A 21,961-nucleotide genomic window follows, 5' to 3' on the forward strand; every position below is an offset into this window, starting at 1 on the left:
AGGAAAAGAAACAGTTCGCTACAGCTGTTCTTCGTCTTCAGACTGAATCGTAAATTTCCGTGTGACCTGCTGCAGTTCTTCAGCCATATGCGCAAGCGTTTCGGCGGATGAACTGATTTCTTCCATGGAGGCCAGCTGCTCTTCAGCTGAGGCGGCGATGTCTTGAATGCCGGCGGACCCTTCTTTGGCGACTGAGGTAATGTCCTCCACCGCGTTTGTCACATTTTGCGACCCGGCTGCAAGCTTCTCAAGCGTTCCGTTCATATGCTGCAAGGCGCCTGAAATCTGAGTCGTCATTTCTGAGATTTTTTTGAAGCTTTCGGCCGTTTGATCCGTAATATCGAGGCCTTCCTTCACATCTTGATTCACCGCTTGGAATACGGAAAGCGATGTGGCGATTTCTTTGACGATTTCCTGAATCAGCGTTTCGATTTCCTTCGCGGAGCCGGCTGATTGTACGGCAAGCTTTCTCACTTCTTCCGCAACGACGGAGAAGCCCCGCCCGTATTCGCCTGCTCTGGCCGCTTCAATGGCAGCGTTTAAGGCAAGCAGATTTGTTTGATCGGCAATGCCGTTAATGACGTTGAGGATGCTCTTAATGTCGTGCGACTTCGTTTCCAGCCCTTTTACAACCGCTTCCGCCTGCTGTACGGAACGATCAATTGTTTTCATCTGGCCGACCGTTTTCGCCACTAATTCTTCTCCGCTTCCGGCCGTTTCAGAGGTGTGGATGGCGGATTCAGTGATTTCCGCCGATACATTCGCCGTCTCGGCAATGCCCGCATTCATTTGGGAAAGGTGATCAGCACTTTCTTCCAATTTCTCGCTTTGTGATTCGTTTCCGTTTGAGAATTGTTCAATCGCCAGTGTAATATGCTCTGTCGCCTTGCTTGTCTGTCCGGCGGATGCCGTCAGCTCTTCGGATGAAGAAGCGACATGTTCGACGGATGACTGGATGACGCCGATGACAGACCGGAGTGACGCCGACATCTCATTGAAGCTTTGGCTGAGCTGCCCGAATTCATTTTTCGACTTGATGTCAATGACTTCCGTTAAATCGCCGTCACTGATTTTAGCTGATGTCGAAACAAGTTTTTTGAGCGGTTTTGCAATCGAGCGAATGATAAAAACGATTAAAATACCGCCGACGATAAGAGAAACCGCCAGGATGATCAGCGCCATTTTCATGACAGGCGAGGCTGCGTCATGGATCTCACTGACAAAAAATGTGCCGGCGATTTTCCAGCCCGTCAGTTTGTTTGTCGTGAAGGCCATTTTCTTCTGCTGTCCTTCAAACATGTATTCAAACGATCCGCTTGATTTGGAAAATACTTCTTCCGTCCACTCTCCGGAGCCTTCCGTTCCCGCTTTTATAGTCGGATGCGCGATGTATTTTTTATCTCCCGTTGTAATGAAGGCAAAACCTTTATGACCGATCTGGACGCGTTCGGAAGCGTTCAGCAGGTCGCCAAGATTAATATCAAGCGCCACAACGCCTGATCCGTCTTTTGTCTGCTGGGCAATCGTAACAACCGTCTGTCCGGTTGCAGCGTCTTTATAGGGCTCGGTAAACACCGGCTGTCCGCTTTTTTCAACCGCTTTGGTATACCACTCGCGCGTGAGCGGATTATAATCGGACGGCATATCAACGGACGGATATTTCACGAACGCTTTGTCGCGAGACGCGGCGTAAATTGACGCGACATCGTCATTTACGGTGACATACTGCTTCATGTTGTCAAGCAGTACCGATTTATTTTTTGTGTTCAGTTTTTCCTTTGTGATTGATTCGCTGAAGTAGTCAATCGCTTTCAGCTTACCCTCAAGCATGTTTTCCAGCACGCTGTTCAGTTCACTGACATTTCCCTGGGCGCTGTGGGTCAGTTCGCTTTCTAATGTACTCCCCGCCGTTTGGTAGCTGAAGTAGGCGAGTATGCCGACCGGAAGCACCAATACGGCTAAAAATGCCGCGATCAGCGGCTTGCTGATGGATGGCTGTTTGATCCAATGTATCAGTTGTTTCATTTTTTCAGTCTCCTTCTTTGAAAAGCTAAATCTAATATCGTCAGATAGGACAAAAGATTTATTAAAAAAACTAAAAAAAACACCCAAACAGCACATTTGGGTGTTCTATGACCTATTAATCTATTTTAAATCGTTTCGTCATATCACGTAATTCTTCCGCCATTTGGGATAACGTTTCCGAAGACGAACTGATTTCTTCCATTGAAGCCAGCTGTTCTTCGGCGGAGGCCGCAATATCCTGAATGCTGGCGGAGCTTTCTTTTGCGATGGACGCGATTTGCTCAGAAGCTCCTGAAATCTGCTGAGAGCCTGCTGTCAGCTGTTCTACCGTCGCATTCATATTTTGAATTTCTCCGGCGATCTGGTTCGTCATTTCAGAAATCCGTTTGAAGCTCGTTTCGGTCTGATTCGTAATATCCAGTCCGCTCTCCACCTCTTTGTTGACGGATTGGAACATGCCGAGAGATGTATTGATTTCGTTGACGATTTCTATGATTAAGCTTTCGATTTCTTTCGCTGAATCGGCAGACTGGACCGCAAGTTTTCTGACCTCTTCGGCGACGACTGAGAAGCCCCGCCCGTATTCACCCGCACGTGCGGCTTCAATTGCCGCGTTCAGCGCAAGAAGGTTTGTCTGGTCAGCGATTCCGTTAATGACACGGAGAATGTTTGTAATGTCTTTTGATTTTGTTTCAAGTCCGCGCACCACTTGTTCAGCTTCTTTCACTGACCGGTCAATGACGTTCATTTGGCCGACCGTCTGGTGGACGAGCTTTCCGCCTGAATTGGCGACTTCCGCTGATGTGGCGGAGGATTCGGTAATGACGGCAGATGCTTTCGCCATATCTTTAAGCCCGCTGTTCATTTGGTAAATATGTTCCGCCGCGCTTTCAATGTTTTCACTTTGGCTTTCATTTCCGTTAGAAAATTGTTCGATCGCCAGTGTGATATGTTCGGTTGCCTTGCTTGTCTGCTCCGCTGAAGCCGTCAGCTCCTCTGAGGAAGATGCGACGTTATTCACGGAATCCTGGATGGCATGGATGAGAGACCTGAGTGAAGCGGCCATATTGTTAAAGCTTTTGCCAAGCTCGCCTAATTCATCTTTTGACTGAATCTCGATCGTTTCTGTTAAGTCGCCTTCACTGATCTGTTTCGATGATGTCACAAGCTGCTTGAGCGGTTTTGTGATTGAACGGATAATCAGCACCATGACGATGGTTCCGATCACAATCGCTAATACGAGAACGAGCAGGGACAGATGAAGGATCGGCAGGGCCGCTTCATGAATTTCGTCCAGATACATCGTTCCGGTAATCTTCCAGCCTGTCAGCCCGTTTGTATCATAAGCCATTTTCTTTTCCTGGCCGTCGTATTTGTATTGAAAATCACCTTTTTTGCTGGTGAACAGCTGTTCAGCCCACTCCCCGTTTAATACTGTGCCTGATGTGCGGTTCGGGTGGGCGACCACTTTTTTGTCTTTCGTCAGGATAAAAGCATAGCCTGATTTTCCGATGTTCACTTTCTTTGTCGTTTTCAGAAGCTCATCGATTTTCATATTGATGGCGACGACTCCTGAGCCGTCTTTCGTCTGCTGAACGACCGTCACGACCATCGTATTGGTGGAAGCCGTGCGGTAAGGATCTGTTACAACAACTTTCCCCTTATTTTCCACGGCCTTTTTATACCAGTCTCTTTCAAGCGGATTATATCCTTTAGGCATCTGCAGATCCGGATACCGTGTGAAATGTCCTTCCGTGTCACTCGTATAAATGGATTCCACGTCTTTATTGATCTTCATGTACTCTGTGAATTTATCGGTAATTTGCGATTGGTTTTTCGGCTTGTACCGATCCTTTGTGAGCCAGTCGCTGAAATATGCCGTTCCGTCTTCCTTTTGGCTGATGCTTGTGTTGATCATATCGTTAATCTGCTGCACATTATCTAGTGCGCTTCCCATCATCTGCCTGTCAAGCGTGCTTACCGCCGATTGATAGGCGATAAAAGCCAGCGTTGAAATAGGAAGAATGAGAATGGCCAAAAAAGAAATGAGCAGTTTTCTTGTAAGCGATCTCTGCTTGATGATTTGCACAATTTTTTTCATCTGCTATATCTCCTCTTGCGTGTTTACCCTTCATATCGGCAATTATGGGTAATTATACACATCCAAAAAGAAGAAATATAACGAAACATACTTTTTACCTATCTTAAAATTAGTCTTTTAGACTTAATTAAGAGTTTATCTTAAAACGCTTTGTCAGTTCGCGTAATTCTTCCGCCATTTTTTCCAGCGTGACGGCGGAGGAACTGATTTCCTCCATGGACGCAAGCTGCTCTTCAGCTGAAGCCGCGATGTCCTGAATGCCGGCCGCGCTTTGTCTGGAGACGGCCGCGATATCCTCTGAAGCGTTTGATACTTCCTGAGACCCGGCAGAAAGCTGTTCCACGGTTGCATTCATATTTTGCAGTTCACCGGCAATCTGATTTGTTTTAACGGAAATGTCCCGGAAGCTTTTTTCCGTTTCGTCCGTTAACTGAAGTCCGCTTTTCACCTCGTGATTGACGGATTCCAGCATTCCGAGCGAAGTATGAATTTCTTTGACGATTTCATGAATTAAGGATTCGATTTCTTTCGCTGAATCGGCGGATTGTACGGCAAGCTTTCTCACTTCTTCGGCAACGACTGAAAAACCGCGTCCGTATTCTCCCGCTCTTGCCGCTTCAATGGCTGCATTTAAAGCAAGGAGATTCGTTTGATCGGCAATGCCGTTAATGACGCGCAAAATGCTGGTAATGTCCTGCGATTTGAGTTCAAGCCCTTGTACGACTTGCTCCGCTTTACTTACGGATTGGTCAATGGCGCCCATCTGGCCGGCTGTTTTCTTGACAAGCCGCTCACCGGCGCCGGATATCTCCGCCGATTCAATTGACGTTTCCGTCACCACGGCTGCCGCTTCCGCCAGATCGCTGAGCCCGTCTTTCATCTCATTCACTTGGGCTGTCGCTTTATCAATACTCTCACTTTGGTCTTCCGTTCCATTAGAAAACTGTTCAATCGCAAGGGTGATATGTTCCGTTGCTTTGCTCGTCTGCTCAGCCGAAGCCGTCAGCTCCTCTGAGGAAGAAGCGACATGTTCAACAGAGTCCTGAATTCCTTGAATAAGCGAACGGAGTGAATCTGTCATATGATTAAAACTTTTCCCGAGCACGCCGAGCTCATCTTGAGAGCTGACATCAATGGTTTCCGTCAGATCTCCGCTGCTGATTTTTTCTGCTGAAGCTACGAGATGTTTTAACGGTTTGGTAATTGAGCGGATGACAAAATAAATGAAAATCATCCCTGCGGCAATGGCTATCGCCAATATGATAACGGCCAGAGTCAGAACCGGTCTTGCCGCATCTTTGATTTCATCCACAGACATGGTTCCGCTGATCTTCCAGCCCGTCGCTTCATTGGTCACGTACGCCATTTTTTTCGCTTTCCCGTTCAGCGTATATTCATAGACGCCTTTTTGCCCGCTGTATAATGTATCAACCCATTTTCCCGATACCGCCGAGCCGGCTTTTTCATCACTGTAGGCAACGGCTTTTTTATTTTTGCTGAGGATAAAGGCGTATCCTTCTTTTCCGATGTTCACTTCTTTTGTCATCGTGATGAGATCGTCGATTTTTATATCAATGGCGACGACGCCTGATCCGTCTTTCGCCGCGCGGGCCATGGTGACGACCATCTTTTTGTTTGAGATGGACTCATAAGGGTCCGTGATGATGGTTTGGCCTTTATTCTCCATGGCTTCCTGATACCAGCTTCTTTCAAGCGGATTGAAATCGGCCGGCATATCGGCATGCGGATAACGGGTAAACGTTCCTTCCTTGCTGCTTGAAAATACGGCGGACGCTTTATCATTGCTTTCAATAAACTGCTTGAACCTTTCTTGCATTTCCGTTTGGTTTTTTTCTTTAAATTTAGCGCTTGTCGCCCATTCGCTGAAATATGCTGAGCTTTTTGTAAACATTCCGATCCGGTCATCAATCATATTGTTTAAGATTTGCACATTTCCTTCGGCGCTTTCCATCATTTGCTTTTCAACGGATGAAGCCGCCGAACGGTAGGCGCCGGCAGCCAATACTGCTACCGGAATAATTAAGATCAGTAAAAATGAAATGATAAGTTTTTTGGCTATTGATTTTCTGGCGATTTTTTTTGCTGTTTTTTTCAATTTTGTAAACCTCTTTCAATCATTTACTGTTTATATCGGCCGACTCCCTTTTTATTACATTGAAAATGAAGTCATAAATGAAAAATAGTTCTATGTACTCCCTTTGCATGCAAGACTTTTTATTTAATTATCCGGCTGTCACTATAAAAAAGGACGCCTTCCCTCCGGAAAGCGTCCTTTTTTACTAGTTGATTTTAAATTGTTTCGTTAATTCCCGCAGTTCTTCGGCCATTTGCGCCAAAGTATCGGCGGATGTGCTGATTTCTTCCATTGATGCAAGCTGTTCTTCTGCGGATGCGGCAATATCCTGAATGCTTGCTGCGCTTTCCCTAGATACGTCCGCAATATCCGTCACTGCGGCTGAAACGTGCTGGGAGCTGTCTGACAGCTGTTCAACCGTGCCGTTCATCGATTGAAGCTTCTCGGCGATATCGTTTGTCATGCCGAAGATATTCTGGAAGCTTTCTTTCGTGCGGTCCGTCACGGCAAGTCCTGATTGAACTTCTTCATTAACGGATGTGAACATGTGAAGTGATGTATTAATCTCAGCCGTAATTTCCTGAATGAGTTTTTCAATCTCTTTGGCAGAACCGGCGGATTGGACGGCAAGCTTGCGCACTTCTTCGGCTACCACTGAGAAGCCCCGCCCGTATTCACCGGCTCTTGCCGCTTCAATGGCTGCATTTAAAGCAAGCAGGTTTGTCTGATCGGCAATACCGTTGATGACTCTTAAAATATGAGTGATGTCTTTTGATTTGGCCTCAAGGCCTTTTACAACCGCTTCCGCCTGCTGGACCGATTGATTGATGAGATTCATCTGCCCGACGGTTTGCTGCACATATTCTTCCCCGGTGCCGGCAGCTTCCTTCGATTGTTTAGATGCTTCCGTAATGGATGATGATGTGCGGGAAACGGCGGTGAGTCCGTCATTTATATGATTCAGCTTGGCTGAGCTTGAATCGACTTTTTCGCTTTGCTCTTCGTTTCCGTTTGAAAACTGCTCAATGGCCATTGTAATATGTTCCGTCGCTTTGCTTGTCTGCGAAGCTGAAGCGGTCAGCTCCTCCGATGACGCGGCCACGTTGTCGACAGAGTTTTGAATCGCGCTGATCAGTCCGCGCAGAGATTCTCCCATTTCATTAAAGCTCGCGCCGAGTTCGCCCAATTCATCTTTCGAGCGGATATCAATGGTTTCAGTCAAGTCTCCGCCGCTGATTTGTTTAGAAGAGCGGACAAGCCGTTTCAGCGGTGACGTAATGGATCTGACAATCAACAGAATTAAAATTCCCCCGATGATAATGGATGCTGCAAGGACGATCATTCCCATCGTCAGCACCGGTTGTGAGGCGTCTTTAATTTCGTTGAGCTCCATGCTCCCCTCTATTTTCCATCCGGTCAGTTTATTTGTCGTAAACGCCATTTTTTTATTTTGATCATCGAGCTTGTATGAAATAATGCCGCTGTCTTTGCTGTATACCTCATTCAGCCACGGGGTTGAAACTTTGTCGCCCGGTTTGTGGTCTTTATGCGCGACATAGGTTTTATTTTTGGACGTGATAAACACGAATCCTTTTTGCCCGATTTTGATTCCCTGCATCTGCTTCAGCAGCTGGTCAATCGTAATATCCATGGCCACTACGCCTGTTCCGTCCTGCATCTGCTTTGCCACGGTAACGACCATCCTGCCGTCGCTTGCCGCGGTGTAAGGGTCGGTGACAACGAGCGTGCCGCCGGCCTTCACAGCGTCTTTATACCAAGTGCGTGTTCTCGGATCGTAATCGGCCGGAGTATTCTCCTTCGGCGCCTGTGCGTAGCTGCCGTCTTCCGTTCCTCCGTAAATGCGGGCTACGTCCTTATGAATAGACGTGTATTGCCCGAACTTTTCTTCAAGAGCAGACATGTTTTTCTTTGAGAAGGATGACCCTTTTAACGTTTCACTGAAAAATTCAATCGCCTTTGCTTTTGCGCCGATATCATTTGTAATCGTTGTGTTAAAAGATTCGATGTTATTTTTCGCGTTGCCTGAAATCTGATCATCCAGCGAATTGCTCGCCGTATGGTATGAACTGAATTCTAACACGAGAATCGGTATGATTAAGATCACGATAAATGAAATGATTAATTTACGTGAAATCGATGCCTTTGTGCACCAATTAATGAATTTTTTCATATTAAGCTGCTCCCTCAAGTGTGATACCTTATATATCGGCTCAGTCTTCACATTTTGTTAACATTTCCTCCTTTTTTATGACTTGATTTTCATTGCCCAAGCTTCCTGCATATCTTATAAAAAAAGAGAAGGGGGCGCGCAGATGATTATCATATCCGGCCAAGTGCTTCGGCCTCAGGACATCGCGAACTGGCAGACGGAAGAAAGCCTTGTTCCGTATATAAATGAACTGCTCAATTCTCCCGTACAATTCGATTACGGGTCGATTGCTGAACTGATGTTCGAGGTGCGGCTGCGCCGCCATATTGTGGAAGCCGCAAGAGAACTGCACGGATCAGGGGTGAAATTTGCAACTTTCGCCAAAACATACGGAAATACGGCTTATTGGAGAGTGACGCCGGAAGGAGCCTTGGAGCTGAAGTACAGAATCCCCGCTTCAAAAGCGATTCGGGACATTATTGAAAACGGGGCGTTTTACGCATTTGAATGCGCTACCGCCATTGTTGTGATTTATTATCTGGCCGTCTTAAAGACAATCGGTGAAGAACGGTTTAACCGGCGTTTCCGGGATATCACTTTGTATGACTGGCACTATGAGCATCTGCCGATCTACACGGAAACCGGCAGCCACTTTTTACGGGGAGATTGTTTATATTTTAAAAATCCTGATTTTAATCCTGCAAAGGCTCAGTGGCGGGGAGAGAATGTCATTGTGATGGGGAATGATCAATATTTCGCCCACGGTCTCGGGATTCTGACGGCTGAACAAATCATCCAGAGATTGAATTCTTTAAGAAAAAAAAATGCCGTGCAGCCGGCTTATCTGCTTAACCAGGCAACAAGGCTTGATGCACCCGCGCTTTATCAGATCATGCATTAAAACAATCCCATCGTCTGTCATTTTGACGATGGGATGCGGAATGCTTTTCTTTTCCGGTAAAAAGCCGTCGTGCCGAGCGCTTGGTTTGCAGCCCATTCAAACTTCTCTAAATCATGTCGGGTGACGGCTCTGTCCCGTCGGCTCCATTTAATGGCGCGGACAAAGTAATACCCTTTAATCGGCGCCATGGTGACTTTGGAATGCGGAAAATCTTCAAAGACAAACTCAATAGTCCCTCTTTTTTTGTAGGACATTTGAAGAATCTTCATCATCCATCACCTCACGATTTCTGGATTATGATTCGCACAATCCGTCCAAAACGGTTTTCACGTCTGTCGGCCCTTCAAGTTTCGCGGCGGACTGGCCGGCCCATAAAGACATATACTCCGCGTCTCCTGATTGAGCCGCGTGCCCGCGCATCGGCTTTGTCAGCGTATTATGCAGCGGATAAGGCAGCGTATTTCCCTCGTCAGCCTCATATGTTTTCATGAACTGATTCACGATTCCCCGCGCCTGTTTTCCCGAAAACAGGGTGGTCAGCCGCGTGTCGGCTCCTTTTGATTCGGCAATGGCTTTTTGATATGCCGGTGAGGCGCTGCTTTCTTCACAAAGGAGAAACGGTGTTCCGACTTGAACGCCGTCTGCACCCAAACATCGGGCCGCCTGCACGCCGCGGCGGTCAAAAATGCCGCCTGCCGCAATCACCGGGATATTCAGCGCGTCTTTAGCCTGCGGAATCAGCGCCATAAGGCCGAGAGCCGGTTCTCCTTTAACCGGCAGAAACGACCCGCGATGTCCGCCGGCTTCTATTCCCTGAAGGATAACGGCGTCCATCCCCCGTTCTTCAAAGGCCTTCGCTTCCTCCGGCGTTGTCGCCGTGCCGAAAAGGAAACATCCGCTTTTCTTCAGCTTTTCCGCCGTTTCTTCCGGCGGCAGGCCGAAGGTGAATGAACACGCTTTGACTCCGTAACGGATCAGAAGCTCCGCTTTTTCCTCGAAATCATTCCATTCTTCTTTCAGATCAGAGAACGGCTTGGCGTCTTTTGCCCTCGGGATGCGGGCTTTCCATTTTTCAACCAGTTCCGCCTCAGGCATCTGCCTTTCTTCCGGGACGAAAAGATTTACTTGAAAGGAGCGGTCCGTCAGGTCTTTCATCTCGATAAGCTGTTTTTCAAGCGCTTGCGGGCTGACGTATCCTGAAGCGAGGCTTCCGAGCGCCCCTTCATTTGATACCGCCGAAGCCAGACGCGGCGTGACCAGCCCGCCGGCCATCGGCGCCTGAATGACGGGCTTTGTTAATGATAATGCACTCATCCACTCACTCATTTGTGTTTTCCTCCGTTTCAGCCTGTATTTTGATATAACAGGTTCTGTTTCGCGGACCGTCAAATTCGCAAAAATAAACGCCCTGCCATGTTCCGAGTATCAGGCGCCCGTCTTCTATGATGACATGCTGGGAGGCGCCGGTTGTACTCGCTTTCATATGTGCCGCCGTATTTCCCTCCATATGCCGGTCCAGTTCGTGCTCCCACGGATACATTTCATCAAACCTTCTGAGCATATCCCTCTTCACATCCGGATCGGCATTTTCATTTATGGTAATGCCGGCGGTTGTATGGGGACAGTATATGAGCGCCAAACCGCTTTTTACGCCTGTTTTGCGGAGAAACGCTTCAGCTTCATGTGTGATGTCGATCATTTCATCCCGTCTGTTTGTTTGAATCTGTAATTTTTTCAGCATATGAATGCCTCCTTTCTTTTTCTCTTCCTTTCCCATATTCGTTTCTGTATTTGTCTTTTCCTGTCGGATCGCGATGATAAACGCAGATCACAAAAAACTTCAGCCTCGGGACTGAAGTTTTTCACCATATATATACGCGGGCCTCATAAGGCTTTAAAAGAAAGGATGTCACATGGCGGTGCGCTTCTGTCTCCGCGTTTGCAAGCACGAGAGAATCGGAGTCAAGCGGATAACCGGGATGCCTGTATAAAGCGGGGGTTCGGGACAGATTTGTGATGATCAGGGCGGTTTTTGTTCCGTTTTTTCTTAGATAGGCATAAATCTGCCGGTCATTCGGAAGCAGCAATTCATATGTGCCGCTGATCAATACGCCGTGTTCTTTTCTGAGGGCGAGCAGCCGTTTGTAGAAATGGTATACGGATGTTTCATCCTGCATTTGTGATGCAGCATTCAGCCATGTGTGGTTCGGATTCACTCCGAGCCACGGAGAAGCAACAGAAAACCCGCCGTTCGCCTCACCGCTCCATTGCATCGGTGTCCGTGAATTATCCCGGCCCTTCTTCCAGATGATCTTTATCACTTTTTCATGCGGAACGCCGCGGGACGTCTCTTTTTCATACAGATATTTCATTGCGGCGTCATCATAATCTTCAATGGATGGGAACGAAACATTGGTCATTCCGAGCTCCTGCCCCTGGTAAATAAACGGCGTGCCTTTCATCAGCATATACATCGCGGCGAGTGCCTTGGCGCTTTCTTTCAAAAACCGTTCGTCACCCCATACCGAGACGGAACGGGGCTGATCGTGGTTCTCCATAAACAACGCGTTCCAGCCCTTTCCTTCAAGACTGTTCTGCCAGCCGGACAAGACGCGCTTAAGCGCCGGAATGGAGATGCTTTGATCATCTTCCGTATCCCAGAGGCCGAGATGTTCAAATTGAAAAATCATTTGAAAGACGCCGTTTTCTTCACCGGCCCAATCAGCCGCCTCCCAAGCCGCCACTCCGTTCGCCTCGCCGACCGTCATGATCGGATAGCGCGAAAATGTTTCCCGTTTCAGCTCTTTTAAGAGAGCCATTATGCCTTCCCCATTCATATGATACGGGAAAGACGGGACGTACGGGAGACCGTCCGGATTCGGCATGTCAGGGAGACCTTCTTTTTTCTTAATGTGAGAAATGGCATCCACCCGGAAGCCGTCTATGCCTTTATCAAGCCACCAGCGGACCATCTCATAAACGGACTGCCTCATCGCTTCGTTTTCCCAATTTAAATCAGGCTGTTTTTTGTCAAACAGGTGCAGGTAATACTGGCCGGTCTCTTGATCATATTCCCACGCCGATCCGCCGAAAATGCTTTCCCAATTGTTCGGCTCTTTGCCGTTTTTTCCGTCTCTCCAGATGTACCAGTCCCGTTTTTCGGAATCTTTCGCTGAGCGTGATTCGATAAACCAAGGGTGCTCATCGCTTGTATGGTTGATGACAAGGTCTATAATCAGCTTCATGCCGAGCGCATGGACATCCGCAAGGAGCCGGTCAAAATCCTCCATCGTCCCGAATTCGCCGGCAATTTGTTTATAATTCCGAATATCGTAGCCGTTGTCCGCGCCCGGCGAGTCAAAAACGGGACAAAGCCAGATCACATCCGCCCCCAACTCTTTTATGTAATGAAGCTTTGCTCTGATGCCGTTAATGTCGCCGATTCCGTCCCCGTTCGAATCCATAAAACTTCGGGGATAAATTTGATAGACGGCCGCCGTTTTCCACCAATCCGTTTTCATACCGACACTCCTTTCTTTACATCATATGAAGGAGCGGGACGAAGAAGCATTTTTCCCATAAAAAAAAGCCTCATTGCAAAAGCAGGAGGCTCAGAAATCAGTTTTTTTAATTTCAACGAAGCGGATATGATGGTCTTCCGCTTCCAGCACCTTAAATTCACACCCTTCGGCATGAAACACATCACCATTTTTCAGCTCCATTTTTTGTGTTAAGAGCCAGCCGGCAATCGTGTCAATGTCTTCATTTTCGATGGCGATATCAAGAAGATCATTCACCTCTTCTATGAGCGCCTTGCCGTCCATCACATAGTGGTGTTCGCCTTTTTTGACGATGTGGGGCATTTCATCCTGGTCATATTCATCACGGATTTCCCCGACGATTTCCTCCAATATGTCTTCGACGGTCACAAGCCCCGCCGTGCCGCCGTATTCGTCAACGAGAATCGCCATATGAATCCGCTCCTTCTGCATACGGATCAAAAGCTCCTGAACGGGGATGCTTTCAATGACTCTGATGACCGGACGCATAATTTCTTTTAATTCAATGGAGCGGCCGAGAAAATACGCTTTAAATAAATCCTTATTGTTAATAATGCCGAGAATGTGATCTTTGTCTTCCTTAATAACCGGATATCGCGTATACCGTTCGTTGATGATCAAATGTATGGCTTCATCAACTGACTGTTCAAGCGAGATGGCGGCGATTTCGGTGCGCGGCACCATGATTTCTCTGGCGACCCGGTTATCGAATTCAAATATCTTATTGACGTAACGGAATTCAGATTGATTGATTTGACCTTTTTTATAGCTTTCGGACAAAATCAGCCGCAATTCCTCTTCACTGACCACGACCTCATGTTCTTTCACCGAATGAAAACCGAACAGCTTGACCAAAAATCCGGCTGAGCCGTTTAACAGCTTAATAAACGGATACATCACTTTATAAAACAGAATGAGCGGTTTTGCCGTCCACAGACTGACGGCTTCGGCTTTTTGAATGGATATCGTTTTCGGCGCAAGCTCTCCGATGACGACGTGCAGATACGTAACGGCGATAAACGCCGCAATAAACGTGACGACGTGCGTAATAGATGACGGCATTCCGATCAGGCTGAAAACAGGATGAAGAAGCCGCTGAATCGTCGGTTCACCGAGCCAGCCGAGTCCGAGCGCCGTAATCGTAATGCCGAGCTGGCACGCTGATAAATATTCATCGAGATTTGAAATCACCCTGTGCGCCGCGAGCGCCCGGCTGTCTCCGGTTTCAACCAGCTCCGCAATTTTTGAACCGCGGATTTTGACAATCGCAAATTCCGCAGCGACAAAGATGGCCGTTAATCCGATTAACAGCATAATGAGAATCAGTTTTAATATAAGCAAAAAAACCCCTACCGCAAACGGTAAGGGGCCACCTCCTTCGTGTTAATTCTCATCACGACCATTTAAGAAAATCATCACAAAACGAAGCAGCTCGAATAATGAAACGAGCGCCGCAGCCACATACGTCAGCGCGGCGGCGTTCAGCACTTTATTCACGCCGTGTTCTTCACTGTTGCGAATGAATCCTTCCGACACGATAATCCGCTTCGCCCTCGCGCTGGCATTAAACTCGACAGGCAGTGTGACAAGCTGGAAAAAAACAGCGGCCGAAAACAAAATAATGCCGAGTCCGATTAAGTTCAAGCTGCCCAGGAGCATCCCGCCCAAGAAAAGCAGAGGGGCAACCCCGGAGGCAAAATTGACGACCGGAAAAATTTTGTGCCTCAGCACAAGCGCGCCGTATGATTCCTGATGCTGCAAAGCATGTCCGACTTCATGGGAAGCGACGGAAATGGCGGAAATGGAGCGGCCGTAATATACCGGCTCAGATAAACGCACCACCCGCTCCGTCGGGTCGTAATGGTCTGTTAAAGTGCCTCTTACCGGTTCTACCGGCACATCATATAAACCGTTAATATCAAGAATCCGTCTTGCCGTTTCCGCCCCCGTCCGCTGACTGGAAGCTTCTACGTCTGAGTATTTCTGAAAATTGCTTTTCACTTTAAATTGTGCCCAAAACGACAATCCCAATGCAGCAATTGTTAAAAAGATAAACAGCATATTATCCTCTTCCTTTTTCTCTTATATCGTACGATCTGCTTATATATTATTTTAATGATTGTCCGCTTTCCTGTACAGAAATCCGCTTCTTTTTTCTGACAGGAATCAATCCTCCGAGCATGATGAGGATACACCCGGCCATTCCGATGTAAAACGGAAACGTGCCTGCGGTCTCTTTTGCAAAAACAAGCCATGAAAATCCGCCGGACATATGATTGTGTCCATTCAAATCAAAAATAAGCAATACGGCCGCCGAAGCGAGCAGCTGCGCTCCGGCCAGCGCCGCCAGCAGTTTTTGAATGACTGTCATTCGACTCACCCTTTTTCGGTCCGCTTTCTTTATCATATGAAAAAATAAGGGTGAATATGTTTTCGTCGATTTTTGAAAGACATCAAACGAACTGGGACATACTGTATAAAAAAAGATACAGGTGTGATCGACATGAAAGTGACAAATGGCGAGAAAGAACAGCTGAGCAATGCGATAGACAGAATGAACGAGGGGCTTGACGCCTTTATCCAGCTCTATAATGAATCGGAAAACGACGAGCCTCTCATTCAGTTTGAAGATGAGACGGCCGATTTAATCAGACATGCGCGTGACTCATACGGCCAGGAACAGCTGGACGAAAAACTAAACACCATTATTAAGCAGATTTTATCCATCTCTCTGTCGAAAGAAGAGCCGGACGAATGAAATCAAACCGTATTTTTATTTCCTGGCTGAGATGGCCGTTATATGTTCGGATCGGACTGATCATTATCGCCTTGATCTTATTGTTCGGCCAACTCATTTACATGCTTGAACCGAAGCAATTCACGTCTGTGTTTGAAGGGGTTTGGTGGGCGGTTATTACGGTGGCCACGGTCGGCTACGGCGATTACGTTCCCCAGACGCCGCTCGGGCAGATTGCCGGCATGGTGCTTGTATTAAGCGGAGCGAGTTTTGTGACCGCCTATTTCGCCACGCTTTCTTCAGCCGTATTCAGCAAACAGCACCGCTATGTCGAAGGGAAGGTCGCCTTTAAAGGCAAAGGGCACGTCATTCTTATCGGATGGAATGAGAAATCGCATATGCTGCTGAAAGAACTGCAGCACATCGCGCCGTCAAAAACTGTCGTCCTGATTGATGATTCATTAAGGGAAGGGCCGCTTATTGAAAACGTCCATTTCATCCGCGGACATGCCGCTGATGACAGTACGCTCAATAAGGCGAATGTTACGGAAGCCGATACCGTCATTCTGACAGCGGATCAGCAGAAAAATGAATCCGAAGCTGATATGCTGTCGGTATTAACGCTTCTCGCCATCAAAGGGCTGCATCCGTCCGTTTATTGTATCGTGGAAATTTTAACGGAACGGTATGTCAAAAACGCCGAGCGCGCAGGAGCTAATAAGATTCTGTGCACATCACGGCTGTCGAGCCGGGTGATGTTTGAGCATTACCGGGTCAAGCTGCAGCTTGCCAAACCGCAAACGCTGTCAGATCTGACGCTGGAGAAAAAGGTTCGCATCATTCCCGTTCCCGGGGAATTAAAGGGCTCATCTTATCATGACTGTGCGCTCTATTATCTCAAACGGAATACCACGATCATCGGCATACAAAAAGAAGAGGGGCCAATGCTGACCCCTCCCCTGTCATACAAGGTGCTCGATACTGATCTGTTTTTGGCTCTTTAATGCAGCAGGACGTCTTCCAGCTCTTTCACAAGCGAGATGCCGATATCTGTATATGAGCGGTCAATTGCCGCATCCCGCCGTTTCGGCTCGGAGAATTGGTTGAATAATGACTCAAAAACACCGCCGCCTGCGTGATCATCCGTTGCCTGCTGATAGACGTGCCTCAGCAAAAAGGGTGTGCCGATTGTAACGGCGGCCCCCCGTTCATCCAGGTGTCCCTTATTTGCTTCAACAGGGATACGGAGAAATAAATCGCCGTCCTGATCGGAAATTTTGTAATCAAAGAACCCGCGGTCATACTCCCAGCCGCCTCCGATGGTATAACCGATCGGTTTCATCACCTGTTCCAATTCGCGGAGTAAAAACGATTGCCCTTCAAGTGAAGATGGTATGCTGATCATGTGCATATGCTCCTTTTTGTCTTTAGCGTCCCCGCTCTGCGGCATCTTCATACGGCGCCCGGGAAGAATCGGGAGCGGCAGACAGACGCCGGAAAGAGGTGACGGCGCATTCAATCAGAACATACGTCACAATTGCGGAGAGAGCGCCTTCCGTTGAAATATAGAAAACGGCGGCATAGAGACAGCACTTCGTGATCAGCGACTGCATCCGGCCAATCTTCAGTTTCAGCCGGACCATGTCCGTAAACAAGCCGAGAGGGAAAGCGAAAAACAGGATGGTTTGTAAGAGGGATTCAGGAGACAGTTTTAGTGCCGAATAGACAATAACGGCGGAACAGACGGAAATGACGGCATGCTTACATAAAAGCCGCATCAATTCATCATCACACCTTTCACGGTTTAAAAAAGGCTGACCCGTCATGCTGAGGGCCAGCCCTTCTTTTTATTTTTCAAGGCGTTTTTCAAGCTCTGCTTTTTTCTCTTCAAAGCCCGGTTTGCCGAGAAGCGCGAACATATTCACCTTATAGGCTTCAACACCCGGCTGATCAAACGGGTTGACTCCGAGCAGATAACCGCTCATCGCCACCGCTTTTTCAAAGAAATAGACAAGATATCCAAATGTATATGCATTAAGCTCCGGAATGTTGACAATTAAGTTCGGCACTTTTCCGTCTGTATGGGCAAGCATCGTGCCTTCGAACGCTTTTTTGTTGACGAAATCGACCGTTTTTCCGGCTAAGTAATTTAAGCCGTCGAGATCATTTTCCGCTTCTTCAATTGTCAGCTCATGCTTCGGTTTTTCAACGTTTAATACAGTTTCAAACAGATCGCGTCTGCCTTCCTGCACGTATTGACCGAGAGAGTGAAGGTCTGTTGAGAAGTTAGCGGAAGAAGGATAGATGCCTTTTTCATCTTTTCCTTCACTTTCGCCGAAGAGCTGCTTCCACCATTCCGCAAAGTATTGCAGCGCAGGCTCATAGTTGATGAGCATTTCAATGGTTCTTCCTTTATTATACAGAACGTTGCGGACGACGGCGTATTGGTAAGCCGCGTTATCTTCTAATTCCGAGCTGGAAAAGTCTTTGCTTGCATCAAGAGCGCCTTTCATCATTTCATCGATATCAGCCCCGCTTACCGCAATCGGCAGAAGGCCTACCGCAGTCAGAACGGAGAAACGTCCGCCGACATCATCAGGAATAACGAATGATTCGAAGCCTTCTTCATTAGAAAGCGTTTTTAAAGCGCCGCGCTCTTTATCTGTCGTCGCGTAAATCCGCGCTTTCGCTTCTTCTTTTCCGTATTTTTCTTCAAGAAGTTTGCGGAAAATCCGGAAAGCGATTGCAGGTTCCGTCGTCGTGCCTGATTTAGAAATGACATTGATAGAGAAATCAGCGTCTTCTAAAAGATCCATAACATCTTTCATATAAGTTGAGCTGATATTGTTGCCGATAAAGATAACTTGAGGGTTTTTGCGCTTGTCTTTCGGCAGGACGTTATAGAAAGAATGATTGAGCGCTTCAATCGCCGCGCGGGCGCCTAAGTATGAACCGCCGATACCCACGACGAGAAGCACGTCTGAATCTGATTTGATTTTTTCAGCGCTTTTTTTAATGCGCGCGAATTCTTCTTTATCGTAGTTTTCAGGGAGGTCCACCCATCCTAAAAAGTCGCTTCCGGCGCCTGTTTTTTCATGGATATTATGGTGTGCCGTTTTTACGAAATCACGTGCGTATGTAAGTTCATGTTCATTGAAAAAAGGTAACGCTCTTGAGTAATCAAAGCGTACATGCGTCATTTGCTTGTCCCTCCATCACGGTGAATTGTTTTCTCTTTCACTTTATATGAACTCACCCGCTAAATCAAGTCATGAAGAAGGCCGGATGAATACGGGATTTGCGCTAAAGATGCGTTCATTTTTTATACAATATCCCGGATTCGATATGGTTATATTTGTAATAATCGTGAGAGGGGGAACGAATCGAATGTTGATGATCCAGGAACGTATCACCTTTACTTTGGAGCAGGATGACATCCATCGCCAATCCCGATGGGCCGGTTCTTTTTATATAGTACTCCTCTTGAGAGGCTGCCGCGAAGGCATATTAAGGCATAAATGTCCATTTTTAAAAATAGTGTCTATATTTGGAGTATCATGTTAAGATGAAAGTGATTTTAAACCGGGAGGTGATTTTATGACTAAAACCATTGGTCTTATTTGCGGAAGTTTACGAAAAAACTCGTATAATCGAGCAATTGCTCAATCATTGATTGACTTAGATAATGCGGCTCAATTTCGCTGGGTTGAAATAGACAGTCTTCCTTTTTTTAACGAAGATTTAGAAATTGCCGGAGCACCAGACTCCGTAACATCCTTTAGAGCTGATATACAAGACGTTGACGGCATCATCATTGTAAGTCCAGAGTACAATTCCGGAATCCCCGGGGTGTTAAAAAACGCATTGGACTGGGCATCGAGACCGCGGACCTCTTCTGTTTTAAACAGAAAACCGGTTGGCTTAATCGGAGCAACCCCCGGAGGGTTCGGCACTGCCTTTGGTCAAACGCAAATGAGGGAAGTACTCGAAGCTATGCAAGTCAATGTTTTGCCATTTCAAAAAATGCTGATTTCGCAAGTCCATGAGAAAATTGATTCCGCTCAAAACATACTTACGGATGAACAAACGAAATGTTATCTTCAACGCTATTTACAACAGTTCATCCATTGGATTGATCATGCTCCGGTTCCCGTTCCAGATTAATTGAAGGATCATCACCCTCACGAAAAGTCACCTCAGAAATAACTTTCTATCTATACAGCATATGAATAGATTTACCGTTTTCAATTCACAAACTTACTTGCCTTAATTCAAGGAGGATTATAAAATGTCTGATCTTTATTCCCGTCTTTCAAAAGATGATGCTGCCGTGCTTTTAGTTGACCATCAAACCGGCCTTATTTCCGGTCTCGTGCGTGACTATGGCGTTGATGAATTTAAAAACAATGTATTGGCTCTCGGTGATACGGCTAAATTCTTTGATTTACCGGTTATTTTAACAACCAGCTTTGAAAACGGACCCAACGGACCGCTCATGCAAGAACTCGTTGATCTCTTTCCTGATGCGCCAAAAATAGCCCGTCCCGGACAAATTAATGCATGGGACAATGAAGACTTTGTTAAAGCCATTGAAGCGACTGGCAAAAAACAGCTGATTATCGCAGGTGTAGTTACAGATGTCTGCGTTGCTTTTCCTGCGCTTTCTGCCATTAAAGCAGGCTACGAAGTGTTTGTTGTGACAGATGCTTCGGGGACGTTTAATAAGCAAGTAGCAGATGCATCACTAACCCGTATGGCTCATGGCGGCGCGCAGCTTATGAACTGGTTCAGCGTAGCATGCGAGCTTCAGCGTGATTGGCGCAACGATGTTGAAGGTTTTGGCGCATTAATCTCCAGTCATCTTCCCGGTTATCAAAACTTAATGGGAAGCTATATGGGGGCTCAGCGGGACCTTAGTACACAAAATGCATAAAAGGAGCGCTGATTGAATCAGCGCCCCTTTTTTAAATTCGAAGTATAGCAAGGCTCTTCATGATTTAGATTTTGTGTAAATAGATGATCGGCAATCGCAAAGTTAATTAATCCTTTTCTGCTAAATGTACAGAAACAGGGAGTCAAATCCGCAGCATGTGATTACATCTGCAGCTTGAAAATCTATTTCATCTTCACCCCGGCCGGGAATGTATCTTACAGTGACGCCTTTAAGATGGCAAGTACGTCATCTTTGTTCAGTTTTTGGAAATTGCCGAATCCGCCGTATTCCATTTCTTTTGCGGCGATGTCTGCGATCAGCTCAAGCTTGTCTTCACCGATGTCATAATCCGCAAGGCGGGACGGTGCACCGAGGCTTGTCCAGAACGCGGACAATTTATCGATCCCTTCAAGCGCAATTTCTTTATCCGTTTTGCCTTCAGTATCAATGTCAAACATGTTGAGCATCAGGTTTTTAAAACGGTCTACATTTGTATCCAGCGTGTATCTCATCCAGTTCGGGAACAGAATCGCAAGTCCTCCCGCGTGAGGGATGTCATACACCGCTGATACGGCGTGCTCCATCGTATGGGAAGCCCAATCGCCGAAATAGCCCATTTGCAGCGTGCCGTTTAATGCGATCGTACCCGCGTATAAAATCGTTTCACGGTGCTTATAGTTCTCAAGGTCTTCCAAAAGTTTCGGTGCTGTTTCAATTACCGTCTGAAGGACCGCAAAACACATTCTGTCCTGAAGCGGCGTGTTTTCAACATTGTGGAAGTATTGTTCAAATACGTGGCTCATCATATCCACCATGCCGTATACGGTTTGGTTTTCCGGAACGCTGAAAGTATTCTCAGGATCTAAAATGGAGAAACGCGGATGAGTGACATTGCTGCCCCATACGAATTTTTCGTTTGTTTCCCAATTTGTGATAACGGAATCAGGGTTCATTTCAGAGCCTGTCGCCGCAAGCGTCAGCACCGTGCCGAACGGGAGTGCGTCCTGCGCCGTTACTTTTTTGCTGTAAATGTCCCATGCGTCGCCGTCATATTTCGCACCGGCCGCAATCGCTTTTGTACAGTCGATGACACTTCCGCCGCCGACTGCGAGAAGGAAATCAATCTCATGCTGTCTGCACAGCTCAATTCCTTTATTTACCGTTTCCAGACGCGGGTTCGGTTCAACGCCCGCAAGCTCATGAACGGTTGCGCCTTCTTCTTTTAAGATGCCTGTTACTTGGTCATACAGGCCGTTTCGCTTAATGCTGCCGCCTCCGTAAACAAGCAGCACGTTTTTCCCGTATTGCTTCAGCTCTTTTTTCAATTGGTCGATTTGACCTTTTCCGAAAATCAGTTTCGTCGGATTGTAGTAAGTAAAGTTCTCCATTTATCATGACCTCCAAAAAAATCGTAAGGGAATTACTATAACACAGAAAAA

Annotated in this window: 20 protein-coding genes; 5 read left to right on the forward strand and 15 right to left on the reverse strand. The window is 47.0% G+C overall.

Features of this window, described 5'->3' with window-relative positions; all coding sequences use genetic code 11:
* Window positions 1–18 precede the first annotated feature (18 nt).
* The 4 genes from tlpB (GNE05_RS15895) to tlpB (GNE05_RS15910) form a co-directional block, all read right to left on the reverse strand.
* A complete protein-coding gene (gene tlpB / locus GNE05_RS15895; protein ID WP_442858621.1) occupies window positions 19–2,121 on the reverse strand; it encodes a methyl-accepting chemotaxis protein in 2,103 nt (700 codons plus the stop codon).
* 19 nt (window positions 2,122–2,140) lie between these two features.
* Entirely contained in the window at window positions 2,141–4,126 is a 1,986-nt protein-coding gene (tlpB, locus tag GNE05_RS15900; protein WP_007408632.1) for a methyl-accepting chemotaxis protein, read from the reverse strand.
* 127 nt (window positions 4,127–4,253) lie between these two features.
* Window positions 4,254–6,242 carry a methyl-accepting chemotaxis protein gene (gene tlpB / locus GNE05_RS15905; RefSeq protein ID WP_160182971.1) on the reverse strand — a complete coding sequence of 663 codons (1,989 nt, stop codon included), beginning with the start codon at window positions 6,240–6,242 and terminating at the stop codon, window positions 4,254–4,256.
* 184 nt (window positions 6,243–6,426) lie between these two features.
* On the reverse strand, window positions 6,427–8,412 hold the full coding sequence (gene tlpB, locus GNE05_RS15910) for a methyl-accepting chemotaxis protein (protein WP_160182972.1): 1,986 nt from the start codon (window positions 8,410–8,412) through the stop codon (window positions 6,427–6,429).
* Window positions 8,413–8,554: 142 nt separating this feature from the next.
* On the opposite strand from tlpB (GNE05_RS15910), the gene GNE05_RS15915 reads away from it, so the two are divergent.
* A complete protein-coding gene (locus GNE05_RS15915) occupies window positions 8,555–9,292 on the forward strand; it encodes a protein-glutamine gamma-glutamyltransferase (protein WP_007408635.1) in 738 nt (245 codons plus the stop codon).
* Window positions 9,293–9,309: 17 nt separating this feature from the next.
* On the opposite strand, the gene GNE05_RS15920 is transcribed toward GNE05_RS15915, so the two are convergent.
* From GNE05_RS15920 to GNE05_RS15950, 7 genes are all read right to left on the reverse strand, one after another.
* The gene (locus GNE05_RS15920) at window positions 9,310–9,561 is read right to left on the reverse strand and encodes a hypothetical protein (RefSeq protein WP_014418736.1); all 252 of its coding nucleotides are present in this window, start codon (window positions 9,559–9,561) and stop codon (window positions 9,310–9,312) included.
* A 25-nt stretch (window positions 9,562–9,586) separates the two neighbouring features.
* The gene (locus tag GNE05_RS15925) at window positions 9,587–10,618 is read right to left on the reverse strand and encodes a nitronate monooxygenase (RefSeq protein WP_014418737.1); all 1,032 of its coding nucleotides are present in this window, start codon (window positions 10,616–10,618) and stop codon (window positions 9,587–9,589) included.
* On the reverse strand, window positions 10,611–11,033 hold the full coding sequence (locus tag GNE05_RS15930; RefSeq protein ID WP_061862522.1) for a secondary thiamine-phosphate synthase enzyme YjbQ: 423 nt from the start codon (window positions 11,031–11,033) through the stop codon (window positions 10,611–10,613). The genes GNE05_RS15925 and GNE05_RS15930 overlap by 8 nt, the downstream gene beginning before the upstream one ends.
* A 121-nt stretch (window positions 11,034–11,154) precedes the next feature.
* Window positions 11,155–12,813 (reverse strand): glycoside hydrolase family 13 protein, encoded by a 1,659-nt coding sequence (locus tag GNE05_RS15935; protein ID WP_160182973.1) that lies wholly within the window; start codon window positions 12,811–12,813, stop codon window positions 11,155–11,157.
* A 90-nt stretch (window positions 12,814–12,903) separates the two neighbouring features.
* Window positions 12,904–14,193, reverse strand: a complete 1,290-nt coding sequence (locus tag GNE05_RS15940) for a hemolysin family protein (protein ID WP_007408640.1) — start codon at window positions 14,191–14,193, stop codon at window positions 12,904–12,906.
* A gap of 42 nt (window positions 14,194–14,235) precedes the next feature.
* Entirely contained in the window at window positions 14,236–14,913 is a 678-nt protein-coding gene (locus tag GNE05_RS15945) for a zinc metallopeptidase (RefSeq protein WP_003152125.1), read from the reverse strand.
* Between the two features lie 46 nt (window positions 14,914–14,959).
* Window positions 14,960–15,223 (reverse strand): YuzI family membrane protein, encoded by a 264-nt coding sequence (locus GNE05_RS15950; protein ID WP_014418740.1) that lies wholly within the window; start codon window positions 15,221–15,223, stop codon window positions 14,960–14,962.
* A 132-nt stretch (window positions 15,224–15,355) separates the two neighbouring features.
* Here GNE05_RS15950 and GNE05_RS15955 point away from each other — a divergent pair, with 132 nt between their 5' ends.
* Window positions 15,356–15,610, forward strand: coding sequence for a protein mistic (locus tag GNE05_RS15955; protein WP_003152123.1), 255 nt, complete (start codon window positions 15,356–15,358; stop codon window positions 15,608–15,610).
* Entirely contained in the window at window positions 15,607–16,593 is a 987-nt protein-coding gene (locus GNE05_RS15960) for a potassium channel family protein (RefSeq protein WP_014418741.1), read from the forward strand. Before GNE05_RS15955 ends, GNE05_RS15960 begins: the two co-directional genes overlap by 4 nt.
* On the opposite strand, the gene GNE05_RS15965 is transcribed toward GNE05_RS15960, so the two are convergent.
* From GNE05_RS15965 to GNE05_RS15975, 3 genes are read right to left on the reverse strand one after another with little or no spacing between them, the layout of a single operon-like run.
* Complete coding sequence (locus tag GNE05_RS15965) at window positions 16,590–16,994, reverse strand: YugN-like family protein (RefSeq protein ID WP_110124318.1); 405 nt, start codon at window positions 16,992–16,994, stop codon at window positions 16,590–16,592. The two genes, GNE05_RS15960 and GNE05_RS15965, sit on opposite strands and share 4 nt — an antisense overlap.
* Before the next feature lie 22 nt (window positions 16,995–17,016).
* Window positions 17,017–17,415, reverse strand: a complete 399-nt coding sequence (locus GNE05_RS15970) for a transporter (RefSeq protein WP_160182974.1) — start codon at window positions 17,413–17,415, stop codon at window positions 17,017–17,019.
* Between the two features lie 21 nt (window positions 17,416–17,436).
* On the reverse strand, window positions 17,437–18,789 hold the full coding sequence (locus GNE05_RS15975; protein ID WP_160182975.1) for a glucose-6-phosphate isomerase: 1,353 nt from the start codon (window positions 18,787–18,789) through the stop codon (window positions 17,437–17,439).
* Window positions 18,790–19,186: 397 nt separating this feature from the next.
* On the opposite strand from GNE05_RS15975, the gene GNE05_RS15980 reads away from it, so the two are divergent.
* Both GNE05_RS15980 and ycaC read left to right on the forward strand, forming a co-directional pair.
* Complete coding sequence (locus GNE05_RS15980; protein WP_053285190.1) at window positions 19,187–19,753, forward strand: NADPH-dependent FMN reductase; 567 nt, start codon at window positions 19,187–19,189, stop codon at window positions 19,751–19,753.
* 124 nt (window positions 19,754–19,877) lie between these two features.
* Window positions 19,878–20,522, forward strand: a complete 645-nt coding sequence (gene ycaC, locus GNE05_RS15985; protein ID WP_014418745.1) for an isochorismate family cysteine hydrolase YcaC — start codon at window positions 19,878–19,880, stop codon at window positions 20,520–20,522.
* Window positions 20,523–20,737: 215 nt separating this feature from the next.
* Here the strand turns inward: ycaC and GNE05_RS15990 are convergent, their stop codons facing one another.
* Window positions 20,738–21,910 carry an iron-containing alcohol dehydrogenase gene (locus GNE05_RS15990; RefSeq protein WP_003152109.1) on the reverse strand — a complete coding sequence of 391 codons (1,173 nt, stop codon included), beginning with the start codon at window positions 21,908–21,910 and terminating at the stop codon, window positions 20,738–20,740.
* Window positions 21,911–21,961: the final 51 nt, after the last annotated feature.

Origin of the sequence: Bacillus sp. AM1(2019), assembly GCF_009906915.1 — a bacterium.
Lineage (GTDB): Bacteria > Bacillota > Bacilli > Bacillales > Bacillaceae > Bacillus > Bacillus velezensis.